The sequence below is a fragment of the Allofrancisella guangzhouensis genome, assembly GCF_000815225.1.
Classification (GTDB): Bacteria; Pseudomonadota; Gammaproteobacteria; order Francisellales; family Francisellaceae; genus Francisella; species Francisella guangzhouensis.
The window spans coordinates 1,027,061-1,053,435 of record NZ_CP010427.1 but is presented as its reverse complement, the minus strand read 5'-3'; the positions used below and the strand labels follow the sequence as shown (position 1 = coordinate 1,053,435).

Sequence of the window (26,375 nt, the reverse complement as noted above, 5' to 3'; positions counted from 1 at the left end):
ATTATAAAATTAGACGTTAACTTCTTTAAATAAATCTGCTAAAGAAGACTTATCTTTTACACGATTAATAACATCTATAAGAGATAAAATACCACAGAAAGTTCCTTCTTTATCTTTCACTAATACCCGACGTATACTATGACGAGTCATCTGAGAAACAGCTTGTTGTAATGAATCATCTTCTTCACAGAAGATAGGATTTTTACTCATAATTTCTGTGATTTGAGTTTTATTTAAGTCTTTATTTTTTGCTATAGCTCTGACTATAATATCTCGATCTGTAATAACACCTTTAATATTCTTATCATCATCAACTATTGGTAGAATACCACAATCACATTCTTCCATTTTTTTAACAGCCTCTAATATAGTTGCGTTTTCTTTTAGGATTACAGGCTCTTTTGTCATCAAATTTGCTATTTTCATAATTACCTTCCCCTTACGTTAAATTAGTAACTTAAAATTTAACTAACTTTTTATGTATATTCCTTGATTTTAATCAATGACACATTCTAAGAAAATAAAAGATACTATACTTGCTTTTCTAACATACCTATAGGAGGTAATTATGAATTTGCTAGCTACTAAGAAAAATGTTCCTATTAATTTAGGTCAGCGTAAGAACACGCCATTCTGGTCAACAGCGCAAAATGAGTTTAATAAGGCATTTAATAATATCTATGAATGGTTTGAACCATTTAGCTCCTCTATTGAACGTTTTGAAGACTTATCTCTTTGTCCTGCTGTAGATGTTGTTGATGAAAAAAATCAACTAAAAATTGAGATTGAAATGCCAGGATTAGGTGAAGATGACATTAAAGTTTCCATAGATAATGGAATTTTAACAGTTAAAGGAGAAAAAACCACGTCTAGGCAAGATAAAGATAAAAACTATATGATGCGTGAAATTAATTACGGTAGTTATGAACGTAGTCTATCTTTGCCTGATACAGTAGATACTGATAAAGCAAAAGCATCATTTAAAAAAGGAATGCTTTGGGTAGTACTGCCTAAAAAACCTGAATGCACTAAAGAATCTAAAACTATTGAGATTGAAAAGGTATTGTAAGACTAAACTCACGATTTTTCTTCATACACACTAATTATTTAATTATCAGCTTCTAATAGCAATCCGTTTATAACAATCCTATGATTAATATTACTATTTAAACTAATGAATAAAAAACATACAATAACTATAAAAATAAAAAACACACTGCCTCAAATGCAAACTCTGACTCAAAAGCTCCAAAAAGAAATAAAAAAATTACACTCACTTCAAGGTAGGAAAAAATCTCAATTTTATATAATTGAAGGGCTTAGATGTTGTCAAGAAGCGTTAGTTAAGCTTGATAAAACTCAAATTGTAGCCCTAATATTAACTAAAGATACTGATAATGAAATTTATAATATAGAACAAAAAGTTATAGTTCCTGAAAAAGAGTTTGCTGAACTTTCTCAAACGCATAATTCCCAAGGAGTTATACTACTTGCGTATAAACCAGAAATTAAGAATCTAAAGCTTAGTGATGATTTTTTATTAGTCTTAGATCGTATCCAAGATCCTGGTAATATGGGGACAATATTACGTACCGCTATTGCTGTTGGATTAACAGAGGTTGCTCTTATAAATGGTACTGTAGATCCTTTTAACCCTAAAGCTATACGTGCTGGTATGGGAGCCCAGTTTAGTCTAAATTTTGGCTATTTTGAGAATTTAAAAGAACTTTGTAATCATTCACAGATAAAGCAACGTCAAGTATGGCTAACAACCCCTCACGAGGGAATATCTTGTTATGATCAAAATTTTAAGCTTAATAATAGTGTTTTGGTTTTTGGTGAGGAAGCTAATGGTATAGTAGATTTCTCAGTTGGACAAAAAACCATGGTACCAACCCTTAGCAATATAGAATCACTCAATGTTGCTCAAGCTGCTACGATATATTTGTTTGAAAGTCTAAGACAAAAGTTAGTAATTTTGTAACAAATTTTGTATATCATTATCTTTCTAGCTCCTCTAAAGCTTCAAACCATTCTAGCTCCAATTTATCTATTTGCTCTTTTAACTTTACATGCTCTGACAAAGTTTTCTGTAACTTTTCTTTATCATCATATAGGTTTTGTTTTTGTAGCAGCTTTTCTATCTCTAAGCTTTGTTGTTGTAGATTATTTAAATTTTTTTCTAATTTTTTAACATTATCTTGTATAGTTTTAAGCTGCTTTCTTTTATCTGCTGAGAGTTTACGAGTTTCTTTTTTTATACCTGTATTTTTTAGTTCAGAAGAAGCATTATTCTCAAGCTTTTTGATCTCTAAAATGTATTTATAATAATCATGCATATCACCATCAAAAAATTTAACTTCACCCTGTCCAACTAACATGTATTCGTCAACAGTAGACTCTAATAAAAATCTATCATGCGAAACAAGAATAATAGCCCCTTGAAAACTTTGTAAGGCTACTGTCAAAGCTTCACGTACACCGATATCTAAATGGTTTGTAGGCTCATCTAATAATAAAAAATTTGGCTCTTTGTAAACTATCATAGCCAACGCTAGCCTTGCTTTTTCACCACCAGAAAAACTGTCCACTTTAGCTAAAGCCTTATCTCCTGTAAAGTTAAAATTACCCAAAAATGTTCTAAGTTTTTCTTGAGTAGCTTTTGTATCCAACCTTTGCATGTGTAACAAAGGACTAGCTTGCATATCTAACATATCTAAAGAATGCTGCGAAAAATACCCTACCTTAAGGTTTGGGTGTTTTTCAATCTTACCTGAAAGTGGCTTTATTTCACCAATTAGAGATTTAATTAGTGTTGACTTACCAGCACCATTTAAACCTAGAAGTCCTATTCGCATTTCATTATAAACAACTAAATTTACTTTACTTAATACTTTATTTTGAGCATATCCTAAATCAGCGCTTTGCAAACTAACTAACGTACCATTTAAATGTTCTTTTGCTTGTTTAAATTCAAAACTAAACTCCGAATCAATTTTTACAGCTTCTATGCGTTGGATTTTATCAAGCATTTTAACACGACTCTGAGCCTGCTTTGCTTTTGAAGCTTTAGCTTTAAAACGGTTAATAAAACTCTCTAAATGTTCTATATGCTTTTGCTGTTTTTCAAAGTGTTTTTGTTGCAGAGTTTTTTGTTCATAGACTTGTTTTTCAAAGGATGAGTAGTCCCCTGCATATGTAACAAGTTTTTTTCCATCTATATGGAAAATCTGATTAACAACGTTATCCAAGAAAATCCTATCATGTGAGATTAAAAGCAAAGAACCTTTGTATTCTTGTAAATATTGCTCTAACCATAAAACCGCATCTAAATCCAAATGGTTTGTAGGTTCATCAAGTAGCAAAATATCTGACTCTTGTAAAAGTGCTTGAGCAAGATTTAACCTTATCTGCCAACCACCAGATAGTTCTTTTACTTTCTGCTCTAATTGACTAATACTAAATCCTAGGCCTGCTAAAAGCTTACTAGCTTGAGACTCTATAGAATACCCTCCTAATGACTCATACTCTTCATGGTATCTAGAGTATTCAATAAAGTTTTCCTTAGCTAAAGCCTCCGCCATGTTGTATTTTAGAGATCTTAGGGATTCAATGCCACTAATCACATAATCTATAACTTTAGCATCAAAACCATCTATCTCTTGCTTAACAGTAACTATACGCGTATTTTTAGCTATTTCTATATCACCTTTATCTGGCGTTAAATTCCCCTGTATAAGATTAAAAAGAGTAGTTTTACCAGTACCATTTTTGCCAACTAATCCAATTTTTTGATTAGGGAAAACTGAGAAACTAATATCATTAAATAACTCTTTTATCTCAACTTGATAAGATACATTTTTAAAGAAAATCATTTTAATAGTGCTTTTTTATATTTATTAGAGCTAATTATAACTCAATTTTTACAAATAGATAAAAAACGAACATTCATGGATCTAGACTTATTTAATGGCATCGCTCATACAAAAAGTTGATTTTTTGAATTGTAAACTTAGCTTTGTTATACTACTAAAACCTACAATTATATAAATAAGAGCTTAAACACTTTTAAGCTTAAAAAGAAGATCTATGAAATTTAAAATTTTTGATAAAACTTTTCAAGCAGGAGAAATGGCTACACTTGCTATGCCATTACCAGGTCAATATTCATGTGCCCCTATGTATTTACCAATAAAAATTCTAAATGGCACAAATCAAGGACCATGTTTTTTAATATTTGGTATGGTAAATGGTGATGAATTTAATAGTATTGAAATAATAAACTCTCTTTTAGAGGATATTAATCCTAAACAACTAAATGGCACAATAATAGCTGTACCAGTATTAAATGTTTTCGGATTAGTACATACAACCAGACATAGTTTAGCATTAGAGCAAGCTTTCCCCGGTAATGAAAATGGTTCTTTCATGCATCGTTATGCATACAAAATAACTCAAGAAATCATAAAAAAAGTCGATTACTCAATACAATTAAAAACAGGAGCTATAGATCATGAAATACTGCCTCAAGTTTACTTTAATGCTGAAGATCAAGATTCTATACAGATGGCTAGAGCATTCCAAACTCCAGTTATAACTGCTGTAAATATGAATAAATCTAGTATTCGTAAAATTCACCAAGATCTAGATATACCTTTTATATGTTACGAAGCTGGTGAAGCTAATAAATTTGATGAGGACGCTATAGGCGTAGGGGTTTTAGGTATTAAAAATGTCATGAGAAAGTTTGATATTTTAAAAGATCAAGACTTTATACAACAAATAAAGCCTGTTGTATCTAATGATACTGAATGGACTATTTCTGATAAGCCTGGAATTCTAAGAGCAGAAATAAAGCTTGGTACCAGGATAAAAGAAAACCAAAAAATTGGTAAATTGATAGATCCATTTGGTAATGATGAAAGCGTCTCACTTAAATCACCTATTGATGGGATAATCTTAGGTATTAATAATTATCCTTTAATAAAGGAAGGTGATTTAGTTTTTAAAGTAGCATCTTTCCAAGATGATGAGAAAGCAGAAGCAAAAATAGAAAATTGGGAAGAAATAGCAAAAGAAAGTTTTAATGATGAATAATAAAATCTCTTTGGTTGCAATAGTAGTCTGGTTAACTTGTGCTAGTTTTTTTATGTATGAGTTTTTACTTAGAACGATCTTGGGAACGTTTGAGGATCAAATAATTACCGACTTAAGTCTAAGTCTATTTACATTTAGTATCCTTAGTTCGACAGCATATCAGCTAACATATGGATTAATGCAAATTCCAGTTGGCATCATTACTGACAAACTAGGATTAAAAAAAACTCTTACTTTAGCCACTTTAGTTTGTGTATTGGGAGTTGGGTTGTTTGCACTATGTAATAGCTTTGCTGCAGCGCTAGTTTATAGAGTTATGATAGGTTTTGGTGCTTCTTTTGGTTTTTTATGTTTATTAATAGCTGTTTATGATTGGCTGCCACATAAACATGTAGGGCTATACATAGGTTTATCTCAGTTTATAGGTGTAATGGGTCCTATGTTAGCTGCTGGTCCATTAGACTCACTATCACAAACTGGCGGAGGGGTAAGTTGGCGTTTTGTATTTATAATACTTGCTGTTATAGGGTTAATATTAGCAGTAATAACCATAATAATAGTAAAAAACAATAATCAAGAAACTTCAAATAGAGTTATTGTAATAAGTAACCCATCATCCATTATTAATGAAATAAAAAGCTTATTTTCTAATACACAAATATGGTTGATAGCTATTTTTTCTGCTACAACATATCTAGCTATAGAATACTTATCTGAAAATGCTACAAAAAATTTTCTAGGATTAAATGGTTATAGTTCACACTTAGGGTCTTATTTGATTACTATAGCTTGGTTAGGCTATGGATTAGGATGCCCAAGTTTAGGTTTTATATCAGACACTTTAAAACGAAGAAAACCTATAATGGTATTTGCGGTTTGCTTATCCTTTATTTCTTTATTTACCATAATATTTTTTCCTGTAAATAAATTTGTTTTGTACATAGCATTTATTTGTTTAGGGCTTGGTGCAAGTGGTCAAAGCATTGGATTTGCAATTATTGCTGAGCAATGCAAAGCTAATTATAGAGCTGCAGGATTAGGCGTAAATAATTTTTTAATTATGCTATCTGTAGCAATTAGCTCGCCAATTATTAGTAGTATTTTAGATATACTTTCTAATGGAAATAAAGCATCTATAGATAATTATAAAATAAGTCTGAGTCTTTTACTTGTTTTTACAGCTTTAGGTGTAATTATTAGTATTTTTTTTATCAAAGAAACATTTTGTAGATCCACAAAAGAAGTGATTATGTTAGATTAAAGAGCTTTAATTTCCTAGAACTTCAAGATTCAAACAGAATATTACTAGTATCTAAAAATACAATCTAAGATTTATTTACTACGGAATTTAATACGACCTTTTGTTAAATCATAAGGAGTTATCTCAACAACAACTTTATCACCTGTTAATATACGAATATAATTTTTTCTCATTTTTCCAGAAATATGAGCTGTTACAATGTGACCATTTTCTAACTCAACTCTGAACATTGTGTTAGGAAGAGCTTCTAGAACAACTCCTTCCATCTCTATACAATCTTCTTTTGCCATAGTGGCTAATTCTCCTATATTATCTTTTAAACTTATATAATTAAATACAAAACAGCTTTATATTCTAAAGCATTTCAACGAAAACTCAATATTTCCAACAAATACTTTTTTAGAAATGATATACTTTTCTTATTTAAACTGTTACTTAAAACCCTTTTATTTTGGAAAATAACCTTTTATTTGAATTAATCATTTTTTTAGTAGCAATATTTGGTGGGACAATAGGCTCTATTGTTGGTTTAGGCGGTGCTTTAGTTATTACCCCCCTACTATCTACAGTTTTAAGTGTTCCTTTACATTATACTATTGGGGCATCTTTAGTAGCTATTATCTGCACCTCTTCAGCAACCTCTCTGGTATCTTTAAAATCTCATGGACTTACAAAAGAAAAACTTGGTATTTTCTTAGCCTTAGCAGCAGGAACTGGAGGAATACTTGGAGCAAAACTGGCAATATCCTTAAAATCAGCTACTTTATTCTTAATTTTTGGAGGAGTGCTTGTATTAGTAGCGCTTTTAAGCTTCTCAAAAAGACAAATTTATCAGAAACAAGTTTTTTCAAAGTTATCAGAAAGACTACAACTTAATGATAATATTGTGATTGATAACCAAGAAATACACTACAACGTTGATAAACCTGGTTTAGGTTTTTTAAGTATGCTGGGCGCTGGATTTATCGGTGGACTATTAGGCATAGGGGCTGGCGCATTTAAGGTAATTGCTATGGATAAGATAATGAAAATTCCATTTAAAGTAAGTGCTTCAACTAGTAATTTTATCATGGGAATAACAGCATTTGCTGCTACTTCGACTTATTACTTTGCTGGTTATATCGATAGCATAATCACTCTACCAGTTGCATTAGGAACTTTATTAGGAGCTACAATAGGTTCTAAAATTATGCCTTTTGTCTCAGTAAAGACTTTAAGAATAATATTTTTTATTATTATTTTAATAGCAGCTATTCAAATGATTGGTAAGGGGCTATTTCTATGACCAAAAACCAAATTATACATAAATTCTTAAAATCTAACTTGTATATTTCTATAGTAACTTTAGTTATAGGTTTCTTCTACCGAACTTATGAAGTTATTACTTGTAGTGCTCAACATATAACAAACTGTCAAGAGATGTTAGCTATAAAAATTATAAATTTTGGGTTATTTTTAATAATTGTTTTTCCTGTTTTTAGAATATTTTTAGAATTTTGCTTTTTTATAAAAGAAAAAAACTATACATATATTATAATTTGCTTACTATTATTTGTTGTTATTGGTATAAGTATAATCTCTTAAGATAGTATATTTTCTATAAAAATGTTAATATTTCAATAATTAATAACTAATTCACCCTAAGGGTTGGAAAACTTAATAGACTTATGTTTACTAGTTTATCGGAAAAATTACAATCTTCTTTTAATAAATTAAAAGGACAAACCTCTCTTACAGAAGAGAATATTCAATCTGCCTTACGTGATATTAGGGTATCACTACTAGAAGCAGACGTAGCTTTACCTGTGGTAAAGAAATTTATTGAGAATATCAAAGAAAAGGCTATCGGTGAAGAAGTTAAAAAAAGCCTCACACCAGATCAGACTTTTGTATCTTTTGTAAAAAAAGAATTAGAAAAAGCTCTTGGTGAAGAAGCTGCACCAATAAATCTTAAAACTCAACCGCCTGCTGTTATATTAATGGCTGGTTTACAAGGTGCTGGTAAAACAACGTCTACAGCAAAATTAGCTAAATATTTAAAAGAAAAGCATAAGAAAAAAGTAATGGTAGTAAGTGCTGATATTTATCGCCCTGCTGCTATTGATCAGTTAAGAACTTTAGCTAATAGTTTAGAAATTGATTTTTTTGAGTCTAATATTAATCATAAGCCTGATTTTATAGTTATTCAAGCTATTAAGGCAGCAAAAACTAAGCTAGCTGATGTGCTCATAATAGATACTGCGGGTAGATTACATATAGATGAATCCATGATGGATGAAATCAAACAAATCCATAAAATAGCAAAACCTATAGAGACACTATTCACTGTAGATAGCATGACTGGTCAAGATGCTGCTGTAACTGCTCAAGCTTTCAATAATGCTTTAGAACTAACTGGTATAGTACTAACTAAAACTGATGGTGATGCTAGAGGTGGTGCAGCCTTATCAATCAGGGAAATAACTGGTAAACCTATCAAATTCTTAGGTACTGGTGAAAAAACTGATGCTTTAGAACCTTTTCATCCTGATAGAGTCGCTTCTAAAATCCTCGGTATGGGAGATGTGCTTAGTCTGATAGAAAGTATAGAACAAAAAACTGAAAAAGATGCTGCTCAAAAACTTACTAAGAAATTAAAAAGTGGTAAAAATTTTGATCTAGAAGATTTTAAGAACCAAATTTCACAAATGAAAAAAATGGGGGGTGTTGGCTCTATAATGTCAAAATTACCAAATATACCAAATATGCCAGGCAATATAGGCGATGAAATGTTTAAAAAAATTGAAGCTATGATAGATTCAATGACTCCTCTTGAGCGCAAAAAACCAGAGCTTATTAAACATAGTAGAAAACAAAGAATTATTAGAGGCTCTGGAACTACTATTCAAGATCTTAATAAATTGTTACAACAACACACTCAAATGAAAAAAATGATGAAAGATGTTGTAGGTAAAAAAGGCGGTATGGCAAATATGATGAAACGCATGTCTGCGATGCAAGGTATGGCAAATATGCCTCTATTTGGAAAAAGAAAATAAATAATACAAAAAATTATAATAAGGGTTTTTATTTTAATGATTGATGATAAAAAATTTGCTAAAGTTTCAAACGTGAACATTCAAAAAAAGAAAGTACTGATACCAGCTGAAGTTTTAATTGAGGAAATCCCTCTTTCTAAAGAGTCATATAACACAGTTAAAAAGTCGCGTGAGGATGTTGCTGATATAATTCATGGTAAAGATGATAGAGTCCTTGTAGTTGTAGGTCCATGCTCAATACATGATACAGATGCTGCTTTAGAATATGCTGCCAAACTCAAAAAAGAAGTTAAAAAGTTTGAAAAAGAAATCCTTATTTTAATGAGAGTCTATTTTGAAAAACCCCGTACTACAATAGGTTGGAAAGGACTTATAAACGACCCTAACCTTAATAATTCTTATGATATCAATAAAGGTCTAAGACTAGCTCGTAAATTACTATCAGATATAACAGCTATGGGTATTGCTTGTGCTACTGAATTCTTAGATGTTATCACACCACAATATTTTGCAGAATTAGTATCTTGGGGAGCTATTGGAGCTAGAACTGTCGAAAGCCAAGTTCATAGAGAACTTGCTTCTGGTCTATCTGCACCCATAGGCTTTAAAAATGCTACAAATGGTGATATCCAGGTAGCTGTAGATGCAATAAAAGCTGCAACATACTCTCACCACTTTTTAAGCACTACAAAAGCTGGTGCTACAGCAATATATGAAACCAAAGGGAATAAAAATGGTCATGTGATCTTACGTGGTGGAGCCTCTGGACCTAACTTTAGTAAAGAGCACGTTGATGAATGTATTGCAAAGCTCAAAAAAGCTGGTTTAGATACTAAAGTAATGATTGACTGTAGTCACGGTAATAGTCAAAAAGACCACTCGAAACAAAAAGCTGTACTTGCTGATATTTGTAAGCAAATTGCTCAAAGTAATGATATATTTGGTATTATGATAGAAAGTAATCTTGTAGCAGGAAGTCAAGATATTAATAAAAAACCTTTAGAGTATGGTAAAAGTGTTACAGATGCTTGTGTAAGTTTCGATGAAACAGTAGAAATGTTAGAAATGTTATCAGAAGCTGTTCAACAAAGAAGAAATTCTCAAGAAAAAAAAGAAGTTAAAGAAGAATCTCAATTTTCTCTGTTATAAATAATTAAGCATATTGTTTTTTATTATCTTACAAAACACTCATTATATTATTGTAAACAAATATCACAACACCTGTAAAAATACAAATTTATTAAAATATGAAAAACAAGTAAAGATTTCCTCCTGCAAGGAAATGATCATATTAGTTTTAAAATCTTATTTATAGAGTTAAATAAGCGATACAAAACCTAAAGTTTATAAACTATTTTTAGGTACTTTTTTTCGTTATTAGTCTATAATTATCTTTGATTTTATAAAAATAGGTAAATTACATGCTTAAAAATTTAAGAAATATTGCTATTATCGCCCATGTAGACCATGGTAAAACTACTCTTGTTGACAAATTACTACAACAGTCAGGAACTTTAAAAAATCGTGGTCCTGAAGTTGAAAGGGTTATGGATTCAAATGATATTGAAAAAGAAAGAGGTATTACAATTCTAGCTAAGAATACGGCTCTTAATTATAAAGATTATCGTATTAATATCGTTGATACTCCAGGACATGCTGATTTTGGTGGCGAGGTTGAACGCGTACTTTCAATGGTAGATTCTGTACTCTTACTAGTAGATGCTGTTGATGGGCCTATGCCACAAACAAGATTTGTAACAGAAAAAGCCTTTGCAAAAGGTTTAAAGCCAATTGTAGTTATTAATAAGATTGACAGGGATGGTGCTCGCCCTGATTGGGTAGTTGATCAAGTATTTGATTTATTTGATAGACTTGGTGCTACTGATGAGCAATTAGATTTTCCTATAATTTATGCTTCAGCTATAAATGGTTTTGCTACTGATAATTTAGAAAAGCAAACTACTGATATGAGTGATCTTTTTAACGCTATTATTAACAAAGTTGACGCACCAAAAGTAGATGAAAAAGGACCTTTCCAAATGCAGATATCATCTTTAGATTATTCAAGCTTTTTAGGGACTATTGGTATTGGCCGTATTCAAAGAGGATCTATAAAAACAAATACTCCTGTAACTATAATCAACGCTGCTGGACAAAAAAGAAACGGTAGAATTTTACAAATATTAGGATATTTAGGTTTAGATAGAAATGAAGTTTCTGAGGCTAGTGCTGGGGATATTGTATGTGTAACAGGTATGGATGGTTTAAAAATATCTGATACTCTATGTAACCCTGAACATGCTGAAGCTTTACCACCGCTATCTGTAGATGAACCAACAATTAGTATGACATTTCAAGTGAATAACTCCCCTTTTGCTGGTAAGGAAGGTAAATTTGTAACTTCTCGTCAAATTAAAGAAAGACTTGAAAAAGAACTAATCCATAATGTTGCTTTACGTGTTGAACAACTAGATGATCCTGATAAATTTAAAGTTTCTGGGCGTGGCGAGTTGCATTTATCTATTTTACTAGAAAATATGCGTCGTGAAGGTTTTGAAATAGCTGTATCTCGTCCTCAGGTAATTTTTAAAGAAGTTAATGGTGAGAAGCATGAGCCATACGAGCATGCTATTATAAATATAGATGAAGAACATCAAGGTACTGTAATGGAAAAAATGGGCTTACGTCAAGGTGAGCTTAAAAACATGGAACCAGATGGGAAAGGTCGTGTAAAACTTGAGTTTATAGTACCATCTAGAGGTTTGATAGGTTTTTATACAGAGTTTCTAACTATCACCTCTGGATCGGGCATATTAAATAAAGTATTTGATCACTATGGACCAATGAAGAAACAATCTTTAGAAACCCGTCAAAATGGTACTCTAGTGTCTATGTGTGCTGGTAAAGCTTTGGCTTTTGCTTTATTTAATCTGCAAGAGCGTGGAAGAATGTTTATAGGACATGGTACAGAAGTTTATGAAGGAATGATTATAGGTATTCATAGTAGAGATAATGACTTGGCTGTAAACCCATGTAAAGGTAAGCAACTAACTAACGTTCGTGCTTCTGGTAAAGATGATGCTGTTATTTTAGTTCCACCAATAAAACTAACTCTAGAATATGCTTTAGAGTTTATCGAAGATGATGAACTTGTAGAAATCACTCCCCTATCAATTAGGCTTAGAAAGAAACATCTTACAGAAAGTGATCGCAAAAAAGCCTCTAGAGGTATGATTTAAATAAATATTACGCTATCACCTATACTCAGGTTTCTGTCTGTCCAAAAAGAAACAAAATTAAGTTCAGCATCAAATACTTGATATAGCTTAAATTGCAAATCTTGAATAAGGTGAATTAACGAATTTAATTTTGTAAAGATCACCCAATGTTTTAGATATGAATTCCATATAATCATTGAAAGCTAAATTAGTTGGTCTAAAATGTCCACTCTTATTTGAAATAACAACTTCATATGGGTTTTCTTCCGTAATTATTTCCCCACCCATAAGAATTTGAACGTCTTTTTTTATACCAAATTTTTCATAATATTTTGCATCAAACCTACCATAATGAGCAAGTGTAGAATGGTGCCTCATTGTCCCACATGATAGAGCCTTAACTATTCTCATTTCAGGATTATAATCAAGGTATCTGTTAGAGTAAATCAAATAAATGTAATATGAGTTTGGATCGAGGCTTATAACATCATTCTCTTTTAAAATGAAACTATCATCTATTCCTTTTCTATCTTTTACATCTAATGCTTCACTCTGAAATGTTGTTTGATTATCATATATTTTTAATAATTTAAAAGAATCTCTATAAGTTCTAATATTTTCAACTGAATTTATTAAGTTTTGGCACTCTTTTATTCGTTTGTAATAAGTTGATTGATTTAAGTTATTTTTATGGTTTTTTATTTGATTCGAGTACCTAGAACTATTATATTTATTACATTCACTATTTATCTTAGATAATGGTTTACCTGTCTCAAGAAGGCATTTTTCATTTGCAATTATCCATTTAATAGTAGTAATATTGTGGGCTAAAAGAATATTATTTTTTGCATTAATAGCTCTCCTATTATGACGATGGTTTGTAAAAACATTAACAAATTTGTTACTAATATATTTATCAAATTCTTTTATTATTTTTATTTTAATATCTTGAAATTCCATTTTATATTATTTAAAAGATAAAAATTTAAAATAAATATCATTTTATAGTAGCAAAAATAAAGCTAGTTAATTTTATAAAAGTTGGATCTAATTTCCCATAGATTGCGGAGGGGTAGAAAATGTAGCTCAAAGTGTTTTGTTAAAACTTCTAACCCAAAACCTTTGAGGCGATAAAGCTTCTAATAGCTTATTAGTAACTATATTCGTTTGATTTGTAATTTGTGCGGTGATAATTTTTGCTGCTACTAAAGACGAGCATAAACCTTTTGAGCCAAATCCCGAAGACAAATATAAGCCACTTTCATACTCTACTTGTGGCATTTTTGACTTTGGATAACCTTTTGAGAGAGGTTTATAAAAATCTTGTTCAAACTTATCGTAATTTACAAGTTTACCTACTAATGGTAAATGGTCTGAAGTGACACATCTTGTTGCTACTCTTGAATCTACTATATTTATGTCGACTTTAGATAAATCTGGCAGCATATGTTTAATTTGAAATAAGTTATATTCATTATCAGAATCTCTAACCTCTCCTGTTATATCATTATTTTCTCTAAAGGTTGCTCCTATAACTTGCAGGTTATTTTTATAGTTTGGAATTATGTATACTTTATCCTTAATTGTGTTTTTTATATCAAAAGCTGTATTAATAACAGTTAGCTGCCCTTGAGATGGGTAGACTGGAATTTTTTGAAGATAGGAGATTTTTTTAAAAAGCTCATATCCTCCTGCAAAAATAACAATATCAAATCTTTCATTAAAACCATCGAACTCAAGAAGCCAACTATTAGAATCTAGTTTTTTAATGTCTACTAGCTCAGTATCTAGAATCAATTTAGCGCTTGATAACTTTAACCACAATTGACAAATACTTTTAGGCACTAGTGACAAAGCATTAGGATAATATACAGCTTGATTTGACGTGTTTATATTTATAAACTCTGAAAGCTGCTTGGCTGATAAAATCTTGGCCAGATTATAAGATATGTTTCTTTTATTAAATATTTTTTCGTACCTTTTTTGCTCTTTTTCATTACTTAATATTTGTAGCACACCTTTATTACAAATCTCTAAATTACTTTTATACTCATCTATAAAATCTAATAATAATTTGTAGCCCAAAGTATGAAACTGGTCCGAATAATTATTATCAGAAGTCAAATATGGCGCTAAAATTCCGGCAAAGTTACCTGAAGCATCATTAGCTATTTGACAATTTTTATCAAAAATTGTGATATCAAAAAAATTTAATTTACTTAACTCATAAGCTAAAGAACACCCAGCAAGACCTGTTCCGACAATAGCTATTCTCCTAGTGCCCATCTTGCTTCTCACAATTATACTTATCTAGGTGCCATTTAGTGGGATTATTTTGAATATATTCTCTGATTTTTAAAAGTGATTTTTCATCCCTAATTACATGATCATAGAATGAACGTTGCCATTGAAATTTATTATCCCCTAGATTATTTCTGATATTTTTTGTACACATCTCTTTATAAGATTTGAGGATTTGAGATAAACCTATTCTATTTGTAGTGACAGCATATTGTGCTGTCATTGATAATGAATTACCTTTTGATAAGACAGAATACTGTTCTGTCTCTACATTATTATTTATAATTAAAATACCATGGATATGGTTTGGCATTATAACAAATTCATCTAAATAAGCTTTACTATAATGTTGCGGAATACTCTTCCAACACTCATACACAATACTACCATAACTATTCAACGCAATCTGACCATTATTAGATACATTACCAAAATAATTTACTCTATTTTTGGTGCAGATAGTTATAAAGTAGTAGCCATTCTGTGAATAATCATATCCTTTGATTCTAGTAGATTTTCTTTTAACAAAAGTTTGCATAAATCATGCACCGAAAAGCCTAATACCTTCTTTTTTACGTTTTTGCTCAGCTCTTAGCATCCGAGCTTTTTTAGGATCGATAGTTAAATCTCTATATATTTCTATTCTATCTCTATCATTGATATGATTATCTAAATCAACAACCTGACCATATATACCTACTCTAAGATTTTGGAAATTATTTAATTCCGGGTATTCATGCATGATTTTGGATTCTTCTATAGCTTGTCTTACTGTAAGATGCTTTCCTTCAAACTCAATAAAAAAAGATTTTTGCTTATTAGGAAGCGGATATATAATTTCTACTCTCACTTATTTATAAACCTCTCCTGCACGTTTACAAAACGCCTCTAACATTTTATTTGCTAAGCCTCGAAATACTGGACCAAGGGCTATTTCTACAAATTTATTTTCAAATGTAAACTCCATATCTAAAGAAACTCTACATGAATTCTCACCTTGTGGCTCAAAACTCCAATCACCTGTAAGGGTTTTGAAAGGACCACTTATTAAATTCAAATGAATATGTTGGTTTTTCACCATAGTGTTATGTGTTGCAAGATCTAATTTCGCAAATCCAGACTTTATTTTTAAAGAAGCTTTTGCTTCTGTTTCAGTTTGTTCAAAGATTTCAACATCATAGCACATTGGTAGAAATTGTGGATAGCTTTTGATATCATTCACCAAATCGTACATTTGTACAGCACTATAGTCTACAACGGCAAATTTATTAACTTTATTCATTTATTTAATCTTTTATATTTTGCTGATAATATATAGCATTACATTGTATATCTTTTATAAAAAATAATAAAGTTATGAGTAAACATAAGGGTTCTGCTGCAACCATTGCTAGAAATAAAAAAGCCTTTCATGATTATACTATTCTAGAAAAATTTGAAGCTGGAATTGTACTTAAAGGTTGGGAGGTTAAAAGTATAAGAGCTGGTAAAGTACAGATGGTAGATAGCCATATACATATAAAACGTGGTGAAGCTTGGCTTTTTAATTGTTTAATTACACCTTTGCTATCAGCCTCAACACATATAACACCTGACGCGGCTGCAACACGTAAGCTTTTACTCAACCGGCATGAAATAGATAAGATCATGGGTAAAATTGAGCAAAAAGGCTTTACTTGTGTACCATTAGCGATGTATTGGAAAGACGCAAAAGTAAAACTAGAGATTGCTTTAGCTCAAGGTAAAAAAGTTCATGATAAGCGCCAAGCTCAAAAAGATAAAGACTGGGCACGTGAAAAAGACAGGTTATTTAAGAAGGTGCACCGCTAGATGACAAAAACTGAAAAAAAATTACGTCATTATATTACTAAAGCTATCGCTGATTTTGACCTTTTACAAAAAGGTGATAAGGTTATGCTTTGTCTCTCTGGAGGTAAGGATTCTTTTGGGCTTTTAAAGGTATTACATGGATTGATAACAGACAAAACTTACGATGTTAACTTACATGTGTATACATTAGATCAATCTCAACCAGGATGGGATGACAGCCAACTTAGAAAATACCTTGATAATCTAGGTGTAAGTTATGAGATTGAAACAAAAAACACTTACGGGGTAGTTATTGATAAAGTGCCCGAAGGAAAAACTTATTGTTCGCTCTGCTCTAGGTTGCGTCGTGGTAATATATATAGATATGCAAAAGATAATAAAATGGATAAAGTAATTTTAGGTCATCATCGTGATGATTTAATCGAATCTCTTTTAATGTCAATATTATATCAAGGTCAGATAAAATCTATGCCACCGAAATTTCTAACTCAAGATGGGGAAAACACAGTAATACGGCCTATGGTTTTTGTACAAGAGCGAGATCTTATAGAATTTGCTAAAGAAGAAAATTTTCCAATAATTCCATGTAATTTATGTGGCTCTCAAGAAAATCTAAAAAGAAAACAAGTTAAAAAACTTATTCAAGATTTAGCAAAACAAAACCCCAAGGTACCAAGCAATATTTTAAACTCACTTTCGAATGTTTTACCTAGTCATTTGATGGATAAAAGTTTATTGGACAAGTCATAATAAAAAGGGACTGTTGAAGGCTGAAATTAGGCAAATGATAAACACATATGAGTAAATATAATATATTTGTTTATTTATATTTATGTTTATATTTAAAAATACACAGTAAAATTAAGACAAGCAATAAAAAAGCTAAATTATATGCCGCCTAATTGCTTGTATGCTAAATCTGACAATATCTTCTTACTTTGTCAAAAGAGCCATTTAGGAGTTTGTTTTTTTTCACAAATTTCACTATAATCGCAAATTGTGGCAACATCTATTGGGTAAAATGTTATGATTTTACTTAAATTACATACTTGGTATAATACATTCTGTGAATTAAAGATAATTCCTTCAGGCGAACAAAAATCTTGCTGAAACAACCCCATTTTTTTTATAAGCCATGTATGAGAAGCTCGCAACAGTTCAGATTTCAAATCTAATTCAACGTAGTTATGCCCTAGAATATCAATAGTAATTCCTGGCACTTCTGGATAATATGCTGCACGCGGAAAATAAAATGCAACATCATAACCAGTTCCTTTATATATTTTGTTCCATAGGTTAACGTGTGAGACATTATCGGAATGTTTCTTATAAAAAATAAATTTATCGCAAATTAATACTTTTACTGTACCGGTCAAACCACCACATTTTCCTTTAAATTCCTCTGTAAATTCAAAAGATCTTAAGTCTTGGTACTTAGTTGTATATGGATCTTTAACCGTATAAGTACCTACTTTAAACAAATGTCCATTTTGATCATAATGATTTAAAGCACCACAATGGGTAACTACCCCTTTTCTAAAAGCATTTTCATTTAAAGAAGATTGTTTCGTTAGGATTAAAGGCTTAGAATCGATAGTAGAATCTAAATTAACGTTTTGTTTTGGATTAAATTCATTAATATGGACCATATAAATTTTAGTTGACCCACATCTATAACAAGAATCTTTTTTTAAACCAGGGAAAACAGATATTGAATTCCATTTTGCGCCACAACTATGACACTCTATTATTTCCATAAATATAACCCTACTAATTCAATCTTGCCCTAATTGGTATTATATATCTGTAACACTCTTATACACAAGTAGATTGGTTCTATTAGACATTATTTCTTTAGCTGGATTCAAGGTAATTTATATCTAAAAATGTTGATTTTAATCTTAAAAATTAAATTGATTTGAAAAAAATTATTTCATTTTCCTTATAACTAAAGCTATGGCCACCCACAATACTACCATGCAAGCAAGAACTATAGTTATATTGGTAAACAAATTTTCAAATAGGTGAGCTTGTGTTACCAAATCAGCCTGATTTTCAACATTTTTAAAAGCAGCCATATCGGCAACTTTTGCACCAATAAAGCCAGCTATACTACCTGTAAATAACATATATATGGCTGCCAAAAAACTAGTATTATGAGAGCTATCAATAGATGTAATTTCTGATAAAGCGATAGGGTCTATAAATAACTCAGATATTCCCAAAGCCATTATTCCCACTATAACCCAGATTACAGATGCTTGACCATATATAGTGGCTTCTTTTGCTGCTAATATAAGTAACACAAAGCAAATAAGCTGAAATATAAAACCAAACATAAATTTGACCATACGTCCAAAGTCACTATCTAAAGCTTTGTATACTTTCCATACCCATGCTATCACTAACCCTCCTATAATTATAGAAAAAGCGTTAACAGACCCAGCTGCACTTGCTGGGAAATTATAACCAAATATACTAGTATTAACATTTCTCTCAATAAATAACTCTACTGAGGTAAAAATCTGTTCATCAAATACCCAAAACAATATCCCAAACATTACAAATGGTATCAATAGCATTAGCCTTTTACGAGTATGTTTATCTGCACTATAACATATCTTTATAAACCATAGTGTACTTGCCAAAGTTACTATAAATATCAAATAGCCTTCAAAATGATACTCTAGCGCAAAATAACAAAGTAAGACAATAGCAGCTGATATAAAGAAAGTATCTATAGTTTTTCTATGTAAAGATACTTTAACATTACTAGGGCAAGGAATATATTTACTGCCAGATAAAAAGATTATTACTCCTATAATCATCCCTATACCAGCTAATCCAAAACCATAGTCCCAACCGTAAATTTCCGCAACTATCCCACAAGTTAAGGGAGCTATTAAACTGCCTATATTTCCACCTAAATATAAAAGTGTAAAAGCAGAATCTCTTTTAGGGTCATTTTTTGCGTAAAGCTCCCCAACCAAACAAGGTACATTACTTTTAAAATAACCATAACCACATATAATAAAAGCCATACCCAAAAATAATAAATTTTCACCATCTACTCCTATTATGATATGACCACAAGACATTAAAATAGCACCTATAACCACTGTTCTTTTGAATCCTAAAAATTTATCTGCTAAAATACCACCAAAAATAGGGGTTAGATATACCAGCGCCACAAAAGAACCATAGATAGAGTAAGATACATTATCTGTAAACAATAACTTTTTAGTCAAATAAAGGATTAAAAGAGCTCTCATTCCATAAAAGCTAAAATATTCCCACATGTATATAGCCATTATATACCAGAGTGCTTTAGGGTGTTTTGATGAAGTGTTTTGCATATATAGATAAATATTTAGAAAAATAATTATAAATTTTATACAAAAAACACTAGTGAAAAAAGATATATTTTAAACTATTTCTAATATTAGTCTAACCTAACGTATGACAAAGCAATATTAAAAAAAATAGTAACGCTTGAGTTATATACGGCGACTCCTATATCAACTCTCAAACGCATCTATAAATTTCTGGGCTGCATCTATCCTTTCTTTACATAATTTATAGCTTTTTGATGCCTGTTCAAGTATAGAGGCTAACTCATCAAGTAATGCTGGACTGTCTTGACTACCTTGTAATTTTTCATTTATTTGTTCTAAGATTTCATAATTTTTTGCAAATTTTTTACTCTGTGTTGCCATTTTTTTCCACCTCTACTTTAATTTTACCATCATAATAAATCACCTCCAAGCTTACCTGGCTTTGGGCTTGCTTTTTAGTTGTTACATATTCACCATTTATCATTTTTGTAAGGCTAAACCCTCGTCTTAATGTTGGTTGGATTGCTAGGGATAATATTTGCTTGTATAAATATTCATTTGATCTACTATAAAAGCTTAAATAGTGTTTGGTATTTTGTATAGACTGACTATAGTACTCATCTAGTTTATAGCCATAATATTTAGTTAAGTTTTTAGTACTTGATAATAAAGTTTTGTATTGAGCATCGAGTGATTGACTATATAGTTTAATTACTCCATTTGACGTAGCTAAAGTACTTTTATAATGATGGTGTATTGTTTGTTCTAAATGTTGCAAATAATGATTTAACTTTGTTTTTAAACTAGTATATAAAGTATCTAGTTCGCCATTTTTTTGTTTTGCCAAAACCTTTATAGTTCTAATTATAGAATCATAGTTATATTTTGCTTGTGCTGCATTATCAATTATAGATTTAGTAATAAAATTGATAACCTTTGATGGGGTATCGAATCTTTTAGTACAAATATCATCTAGAACTGTGCTGTCTCTCTCATGACCTATACCAATCATTACAGGTAATGTGCTATTACATATATTTTCTGCTAATAAAATGTTATTAAACCAATCTAGATCTGCCTGAGAACCACCACCACGGATAAGTACTATAGCATCATATTCACTATAACTATTTGCTATCTTATCAAAAGCTTTAGATACACTAACAACACAATCTTTACCTTGCATTTTTGCTTCATAAATATCAAACTGGCATAACCTTAAACTTTGTAGCTTATCTGCTTCTTCAAAGAAATCACCCTTACCTGCTGCTGTAAAACTAGTTATAACAGCTATATTTGTAAAATCTTTTGGTAGTTGAAGTTTTTTATTTTTATCTAAAATACCCTTTTTTGCTAGTTGCTCTAAGATTTCTAATTTACGAGCTTGCCTATCTCCTAAAGTGTAGCTTGGATCTATATCAATAATATTTAAACTAAGGCCAAAACTTATATGGTAATTAACGGCGACTTTTAGTAGTACTTTCATATCTGATTTTAGTAGTTCACCAGTTATAGCACTAAATTTGTCATTGATGTAACTAGCGACATTAGCCCAGCAATTACATCTAATTTTAGCTACTGGATATTTACTCGCACCATCATGCTCGATAAGTTCGCCATAATAGTGCTTTCCAGATGCTCGCCACTCTGATAGTTCAGCGACTATCCAAAAACCATCATAACCGAAACTTATTTCTATAGTGCTTTTTATTAGCTCCAAGAATTCACTTAGTTTTAGAGACTTATGCATTTTAAACCAACTAAGTTTTTTAACTATCTAAATTTTTACACTTCTAAAACTAATATACAAGGTAATATTAAGAGCTAAATTGCTCTCTTAATATACATTTTAACCCCAGAATACACCTTATTAGGTATTAAGTAGCTTAAATACTTTTAAAAACTTGGAGAGTGAATGTTTTTACTTGAAGTTCTTAACAGACTTTTGTATTTCTTTTTTAGCAAAAGCTGCGTTATCCCAACCTTCTACTTTCACCCATTTACCAGAATCTAAGTCCTTATAATGAGTAAAGAAATGCTCTATTCTTTGTTTTAATGTTTCAGGCAAGTCTTCTATATCTTGTATATGATCATACTCTTTAGTTAACTTAGAACTTGGTACGGCAATCACCTTAGCATCTACCCCACCATCATCCTCCATTTTGAAAACTCCTACTGCTCTACAATTAATCACGCAGCCTACAGCTAAAGGATAAGGAGCCAAAACAAGTACATCAATTGGATCACCATCATCATATAAAGTATTTGGCACAAAACCATAATTACAAGGGTATCTCATAGTAGAAGACATAAATCTATCCACTATTATCATATTACTATCTTTGCAAAATTCATACTTGATAGGGTCGCTATCTTGAGGTATTTCAATAACAACGTTAAAATCATTTGGAATTTCTTTCCCACATGGTATATTTTTTAGCATCATGAATTGCTCCTATATATTTTCACTAATTTGACATAAATATTTCATAAACTCCAGTCTACCACAAAAACCTTTGTATTTAGAATATATAAATATTAAAATACTAGGAGAATATTTAAATTTAGACACCATACTTTAAGCGATAATGGAAGGAATAAGAAATGATAAAACTAAAAAAAATCTCTTTGCTAACTATAGCTTGTTTGAGTACAGGTATTGCTATATCAGCACCAAATATATCTGCTAGCGACCCATATTTTAATGATAATGGTAATAGTGTTAAACAAAAAGATATTATCGTTAAACCCATAGATTTAGAGTTAAATGTCCCTGCTTGGGTAGCTATGAATTACCGTACGGGAGATATAGTTAGCCAAAACAATATGGATGTAAGAAGGGCTCCAGCAAGCTTAACTAAAATTATGACATCGTATATAGTGGCTAGCGAAATTAAAGCTGGTAATCTAACTTGGGATACTATGATTCCTATAAGCCATGCAGCAGCAGCTACTGGCGGATCAAAAATGTATGTCAAAGCTGGAGCGAAAGTTTCAGTAAGAGACTTAGTAAAAGGTATGGATGTAGTATCTGGTAATGATGCAACTGTAGCTTTAGCTGAATACATAGCCGGCTCACCTAAAGCCTTTACTGATCTTATGAATCAGACTGCTAAAGCTATTGGTATGAATAACTCCCTCTTTGCTAACCCAGATGGCTTGCCAGGTGGTGAACAATACACTACTGCTCATGACATGGCTTTATTGGCAAGATCATATATATATAATTTCCCAGAAGCATATGAAATATATGGAGAAAAAGGTCTAGTCTGGAACGCAACTAAACAAAAATCCGTAAGTGTAGAAGATCGTAAACAGTGCTTGCCGAAATTTGATCGTGCTGATGGTAGTGTTATCAATAGTTATACGGCAAGCAATCTAGATGATACTACTAAAAACAAATGCTCTAAACTTTTTCCTATACAAGACAAGTTTGTGTTACAAAATAATAGAAATAGACTACTATTTACATTTGATGGCGCAGATGGCATGAAAACAGGTCATACTGGTGATGCTGGCTATAGTTTAGTATCCTCTGCAGAGCAAGATAATGAAAGGTATATAGCTGTAATATTAGGAGCTCCTAGCTCAACTACTCGTGAATTAGAGTCTACTAAACTACTAAGGTATGCTTTAACTAAATTCGAGAATGTCTTACTATATAAAGCTAACTCCCCTATAACAATAAGCGCTGATAATATATTAAATGCTAAATCAGGACAAAATTTAACTGTAGCATCCAATCAAAATCTGTATAAAACTGTACCAAAAAATTACGCACCTTACTTAAAACAAGGTGTAGCACTTGATCTTAATATAAAAGCTCCGATCAAAAAAGGTCAAGTAGTTGGTAACCTAGTAATTACTGTTGGTGATAATAAAGAAAAAATAGCTAGTACACCTGTTACAGCGCAAAATGATATTGCAAAAAAAGGTTGGTGGTAATCTTTTATAAAAAATAAGGATTTTTAAAATGTCTGAACAAGAACAAAAGGAAACTTTCTTTGAATTTCCTTGTCAGTTTCCTATAAAAATTATGGCAAACCCACAAAAAGAGACAGTTGAATTTATTTTAGGTGTTTTTGAAAAATATGTACCTAACCATGAAAAAATTGACTTTAAAACAAAAGAAAGTAAAACTGGTAAGTATATATCTATCACAGCTATTTTTGAAGCTGATAGCAAAGAGCAGTTAGATAATATATATAAAGAAATATCTGCTTACCCAGAAGTACATATGGTCTTATAATACCAACACCATAATCAAATTGTTATGTCAATGCTATAAATAAACATGGTTAAAAATATATAATATAACAAGGGAAATAATTTTTATAAAAATGCATTCTTAATGTAAAAAATAAGTTATAAATATGAAGATAACTAAAAAAAACCTCGGGCTACAAGAATACCAGAAAATTTTTGAGGATATGATTAACTTTACTGTAAATAGTACTAATCAAACTGCTGATGAAATTTGGCTGGTTGAGCACCATGCTATTTTTACACAAGGAAAACATGGTAAGTCAGAACATATTTTGAACCTGCATAATATACCTATAGTTAATACAGATAGAGGTGGTCAAGTTACTTATCATGGTCCTGGGCAAGCTGTGATTTACTTTTTACTTGATGTAAAAAGAAATAAAATTAGAGCCAAAAAACTTATTTCCATAGTAGAAAAAGCTTGCTTGAATATGTTAACTAGATATTACAATCTACATGCTCATACGATCGAAAACGCTCATGGGATTTATATCGATAACAAAAAAATAGCTTCCTTAGGGCTAAGAATTAAACAAGGTAAAACTTACCATGGAATAGCTATCAACACAAACATGGATCTAACTCCTTTTAGCTATATTAATCCATGCGGCTATAGTAATTTGCAAATGTGCCAGATAGCAGACTTTAATAACTCTGCTTCTGTTGAAAAGGTGCATGAGCAATATTATCAAGAATTTATAAAATTATTATAAAATGTACACAAGTTGGTATGTATCAAATATATATCAACTCCTAGTTACTTCTTTATCTTTATAGTTACAATTCTGTTAAAAATAAATACATATTATCAAAATATGATATATGGAGTTTTAAATTACTCTAATATACTTATAATATTTATAATATTTATAAGGGCTATGGGAAAAGGTAAAAAATAGAAATACAGCTAAACCAAAACTGCACTGCTTATAAACCCAATGACTATATGACTATAGGAAAAAATCATGAACTTAATAAAACTTATTAACGAAATATCCAAACTAAAATGGGATAATATCGAAACCGATAAACAAAGAAATGGTAATAATATTGCAAATTTACGTATCATTCTTGACGGAATATACGATTTAAACAAACGAATAAAATCTATCTGTAACCTTAATTCAATACATGAAAGTAATTTAAATCTCACATCCTATCGACACCATGTCGAAAGAATTGACGCTTGTATAACAAGCATTAATTATAAGTTCTTTAAAGATAGGGAAGGACTTCGAAGTCTAGTTTTATCAATAACTGATATTACTTCACACCCCTCTATTCCTGATAAAGCAAGTAAAGTTAACACATTAAATGGTTTAACACAACACCATGTGAATAATGTAAAAACATATTATAATGCTTTAAAAGCAAATAGTAAATTTTCGTCAACAACAGACTACAGTAATTATCTTCAAGTGTTAGAAATTGTTGATCGCCGCTTTATTTGTTTATGGGAAGCATTGTTAGAGAATAAAAAAAAGTACCTTATTCAGCCTATGACTTCATATATTAGTGAAGCATTATCTTTTTATACAAACTTAGTTTTACACAACGACTTAGAAGTACTTAAAGCGATAGCTAAAAATGAGGTTAACCTACCTCTAGCTTCAACAACAATATCAGATCATGTTAAAAGTGTCTTACCAAAATTACAATCAGAAGTTTGTGAACTCCTAAAACATCATAATGAAAGAACACATGAATATAATAATATTAACAATATTTTTAGAATCGGATACTCTAAAACACAAAAAATCTCTGCTTTAGAAAAATTAAACAAATTGATCAATCATAAGAAAAATAATTATGACTCTAGTTTTAGTGCTTATAAGTTAAACGAAGAAGATAAATCTATCCTTAAAAATGGAAAAACAGGTCAAACGCTTGACTCTTTGGCTGTAAGGTACGGTCTAGCAAATCTTGATAATTTATTAGCTCTTTTAAATGAAAAGGCACTAAATTAGATTTCATAAAGAAAAAACCATAAAGAATCCACCCATTGTTTGGGTGGAGCAGTGATAGCATT

At 30.7% G+C, this 26,375-nt stretch carries 28 protein-coding genes; 15 read left to right on the top strand and 13 right to left on the bottom strand.

Translation table 11 applies throughout. The features are described from left to right. Positions 1-9 precede the first annotated feature (9 nt). The gene (locus SD28_RS04965; RefSeq protein ID WP_039124709.1) at positions 10-426 is read right to left on the bottom strand and encodes a CBS domain-containing protein; all 417 of its coding nucleotides are present in this window, start codon (positions 424-426) and stop codon (positions 10-12) included. 142 nt (positions 427-568) lie between these two features. Here SD28_RS04965 and SD28_RS04960 point away from each other — a divergent pair, with 142 nt between their 5' ends. Both SD28_RS04960 and SD28_RS04955 read left to right on the top strand, forming a co-directional pair. After that, a complete protein-coding gene (locus SD28_RS04960; protein WP_039124707.1) occupies positions 569-1,069 on the top strand; it encodes an Hsp20/alpha crystallin family protein in 501 nt (166 codons plus the stop codon). A 156-nt stretch (positions 1,070-1,225) separates the two neighbouring features. Next, on the top strand, positions 1,226-1,984 hold the full coding sequence (locus SD28_RS04955) for a TrmH family RNA methyltransferase (protein ID WP_039125801.1): 759 nt from the start codon (positions 1,226-1,228) through the stop codon (positions 1,982-1,984). Positions 1,985-2,000: 16 nt separating this feature from the next. Here SD28_RS04955 and SD28_RS04950 read toward each other — a convergent pair whose 3' ends face one another. Next, complete coding sequence (locus tag SD28_RS04950; protein WP_039124705.1) at positions 2,001-3,875, bottom strand: ABC-F family ATP-binding cassette domain-containing protein; 1,875 nt, start codon at positions 3,873-3,875, stop codon at positions 2,001-2,003. Positions 3,876-4,089: 214 nt separating this feature from the next. Here SD28_RS04950 and SD28_RS04945 point away from each other — a divergent pair, with 214 nt between their 5' ends. Both SD28_RS04945 and SD28_RS04940 read left to right on the top strand, forming a co-directional pair. Further along, entirely contained in the window at positions 4,090-5,097 is a 1,008-nt protein-coding gene (locus SD28_RS04945) for a succinylglutamate desuccinylase/aspartoacylase family protein (protein WP_039124702.1), read from the top strand. After that, on the top strand, positions 5,090-6,358 hold the full coding sequence (locus SD28_RS04940; protein WP_039125799.1) for an MFS transporter: 1,269 nt from the start codon (positions 5,090-5,092) through the stop codon (positions 6,356-6,358). The genes SD28_RS04945 and SD28_RS04940 overlap by 8 nt, the downstream gene beginning before the upstream one ends. A gap of 71 nt (positions 6,359-6,429) precedes the next feature. Here the strand turns inward: SD28_RS04940 and infA are convergent, their stop codons facing one another. Next, positions 6,430-6,648: a translation initiation factor IF-1 gene (infA, locus tag SD28_RS04935; RefSeq protein WP_003033733.1), complete on the bottom strand. Its 219-nt coding sequence runs from the start codon at positions 6,646-6,648 to the stop codon at positions 6,430-6,432. A 161-nt stretch (positions 6,649-6,809) separates the two neighbouring features. Here infA and SD28_RS04930 point away from each other — a divergent pair, with 161 nt between their 5' ends. From SD28_RS04930 to typA, 5 genes are all read left to right on the top strand, one after another. Next, the gene (locus SD28_RS04930) at positions 6,810-7,643 is read left to right on the top strand and encodes a sulfite exporter TauE/SafE family protein (protein WP_039124688.1); all 834 of its coding nucleotides are present in this window, start codon (positions 6,810-6,812) and stop codon (positions 7,641-7,643) included. Continuing rightward, a complete protein-coding gene (locus tag SD28_RS04925) occupies positions 7,640-7,942 on the top strand; it encodes a DUF1634 domain-containing protein (RefSeq protein ID WP_039124684.1) in 303 nt (100 codons plus the stop codon). Before SD28_RS04930 ends, SD28_RS04925 begins: the two co-directional genes overlap by 4 nt. 83 nt (positions 7,943-8,025) lie before the next feature. Beyond that, the gene (ffh, locus tag SD28_RS04920; RefSeq protein ID WP_039124678.1) at positions 8,026-9,396 is read left to right on the top strand and encodes a signal recognition particle protein; all 1,371 of its coding nucleotides are present in this window, start codon (positions 8,026-8,028) and stop codon (positions 9,394-9,396) included. Between the two features lie 36 nt (positions 9,397-9,432). Continuing rightward, positions 9,433-10,545 (top strand): 3-deoxy-7-phosphoheptulonate synthase, encoded by a 1,113-nt coding sequence (locus SD28_RS04915; protein ID WP_039124662.1) that lies wholly within the window; start codon positions 9,433-9,435, stop codon positions 10,543-10,545. A 272-nt stretch (positions 10,546-10,817) separates the two neighbouring features. After that, positions 10,818-12,635 carry a translational GTPase TypA gene (typA, locus tag SD28_RS04910; protein WP_039124658.1) on the top strand — a complete coding sequence of 606 codons (1,818 nt, stop codon included), beginning with the start codon at positions 10,818-10,820 and terminating at the stop codon, positions 12,633-12,635. Between the two features lie 87 nt (positions 12,636-12,722). Here typA and SD28_RS04905 read toward each other — a convergent pair whose 3' ends face one another. The 5 genes from SD28_RS04905 to SD28_RS04885 all read right to left on the bottom strand — a co-directional run bounded on the left by SD28_RS04905 (position 12,723) and on the right by SD28_RS04885 (position 16,197). Beyond that, positions 12,723-13,574 (bottom strand): hypothetical protein, encoded by an 852-nt coding sequence (locus tag SD28_RS04905; RefSeq protein WP_039124655.1) that lies wholly within the window; start codon positions 13,572-13,574, stop codon positions 12,723-12,725. Positions 13,575-13,700: 126 nt separating this feature from the next. Beyond that, on the bottom strand, positions 13,701-14,900 hold the full coding sequence (gene mnmC / locus SD28_RS04900; protein ID WP_039124653.1) for an FAD-dependent 5-carboxymethylaminomethyl-2-thiouridine(34) oxidoreductase MnmC: 1,200 nt from the start codon (positions 14,898-14,900) through the stop codon (positions 13,701-13,703). After that, entirely contained in the window at positions 14,890-15,453 is a 564-nt protein-coding gene (locus SD28_RS04895; RefSeq protein WP_039124651.1) for a transposase, read from the bottom strand. Before SD28_RS04895 ends, mnmC begins: the two co-directional genes overlap by 11 nt. A 3-nt stretch (positions 15,454-15,456) precedes the next feature. Beyond that, the gene (locus SD28_RS04890) at positions 15,457-15,765 is read right to left on the bottom strand and encodes an RnfH family protein (RefSeq protein ID WP_039124649.1); all 309 of its coding nucleotides are present in this window, start codon (positions 15,763-15,765) and stop codon (positions 15,457-15,459) included. Continuing rightward, positions 15,766-16,197 (bottom strand): type II toxin-antitoxin system RatA family toxin, encoded by a 432-nt coding sequence (locus SD28_RS04885; RefSeq protein WP_039124648.1) that lies wholly within the window; start codon positions 16,195-16,197, stop codon positions 15,766-15,768. A 74-nt stretch (positions 16,198-16,271) separates the two neighbouring features. On the opposite strand from SD28_RS04885, the gene smpB reads away from it, so the two are divergent. Together smpB and ttcA are read left to right on the top strand one after the other, a co-directional pair. Beyond that, positions 16,272-16,745: an SsrA-binding protein SmpB gene (gene smpB / locus SD28_RS04880; protein WP_039124647.1), complete on the top strand. Its 474-nt coding sequence runs from the start codon at positions 16,272-16,274 to the stop codon at positions 16,743-16,745. Then, complete coding sequence (ttcA, locus tag SD28_RS04875; RefSeq protein ID WP_039124642.1) at positions 16,746-17,495, top strand: tRNA 2-thiocytidine(32) synthetase TtcA; 750 nt, start codon at positions 16,746-16,748, stop codon at positions 17,493-17,495. A 191-nt stretch (positions 17,496-17,686) separates the two neighbouring features. On the opposite strand, the gene SD28_RS04870 is transcribed toward ttcA, so the two are convergent. The 5 genes from SD28_RS04870 to ppa all read right to left on the bottom strand — a co-directional run bounded on the left by SD28_RS04870 (position 17,687) and on the right by ppa (position 22,523). Next, positions 17,687-18,502, bottom strand: coding sequence for a hypothetical protein (locus tag SD28_RS04870; RefSeq protein WP_039124640.1), 816 nt, complete (start codon positions 18,500-18,502; stop codon positions 17,687-17,689). Positions 18,503-18,673: 171 nt separating this feature from the next. Next, positions 18,674-20,101 carry a peptide MFS transporter gene (locus SD28_RS04865; RefSeq protein WP_084593827.1) on the bottom strand — a complete coding sequence of 476 codons (1,428 nt, stop codon included), beginning with the start codon at positions 20,099-20,101 and terminating at the stop codon, positions 18,674-18,676. Between the two features lie 162 nt (positions 20,102-20,263). Continuing rightward, on the bottom strand, positions 20,264-20,461 hold the full coding sequence (gene xseB, locus SD28_RS04860; protein WP_039124638.1) for an exodeoxyribonuclease VII small subunit: 198 nt from the start codon (positions 20,459-20,461) through the stop codon (positions 20,264-20,266). Further along, positions 20,445-21,830 (bottom strand): exodeoxyribonuclease VII large subunit, encoded by a 1,386-nt coding sequence (gene xseA, locus SD28_RS04855; protein WP_039124636.1) that lies wholly within the window; start codon positions 21,828-21,830, stop codon positions 20,445-20,447. Before xseA ends, xseB begins: the two co-directional genes overlap by 17 nt. 171 nt (positions 21,831-22,001) lie before the next feature. Then, a complete protein-coding gene (gene ppa, locus SD28_RS04850) occupies positions 22,002-22,523 on the bottom strand; it encodes an inorganic diphosphatase (RefSeq protein ID WP_039125795.1) in 522 nt (173 codons plus the stop codon). A 164-nt stretch (positions 22,524-22,687) separates the two neighbouring features. Between ppa and SD28_RS04845 the strand changes: the two genes are divergently transcribed. From SD28_RS04845 to SD28_RS04830, 4 genes are all read left to right on the top strand, one after another. Beyond that, entirely contained in the window at positions 22,688-24,025 is a 1,338-nt protein-coding gene (locus SD28_RS04845) for a D-alanyl-D-alanine carboxypeptidase family protein (RefSeq protein WP_039125793.1), read from the top strand. Positions 24,026-24,053: 28 nt separating this feature from the next. Further along, complete coding sequence (locus SD28_RS04840; protein WP_039124635.1) at positions 24,054-24,329, top strand: YbeD family protein; 276 nt, start codon at positions 24,054-24,056, stop codon at positions 24,327-24,329. A 124-nt stretch (positions 24,330-24,453) separates the two neighbouring features. Further along, positions 24,454-25,059, top strand: coding sequence for a lipoyl(octanoyl) transferase LipB (lipB, locus tag SD28_RS04835; protein ID WP_039124634.1), 606 nt, complete (start codon positions 24,454-24,456; stop codon positions 25,057-25,059). A 252-nt stretch (positions 25,060-25,311) separates the two neighbouring features. Then, entirely contained in the window at positions 25,312-26,313 is a 1,002-nt protein-coding gene (locus SD28_RS04830) for a hypothetical protein (RefSeq protein WP_039124633.1), read from the top strand. Positions 26,314-26,375 lie beyond the last annotated feature (62 nt).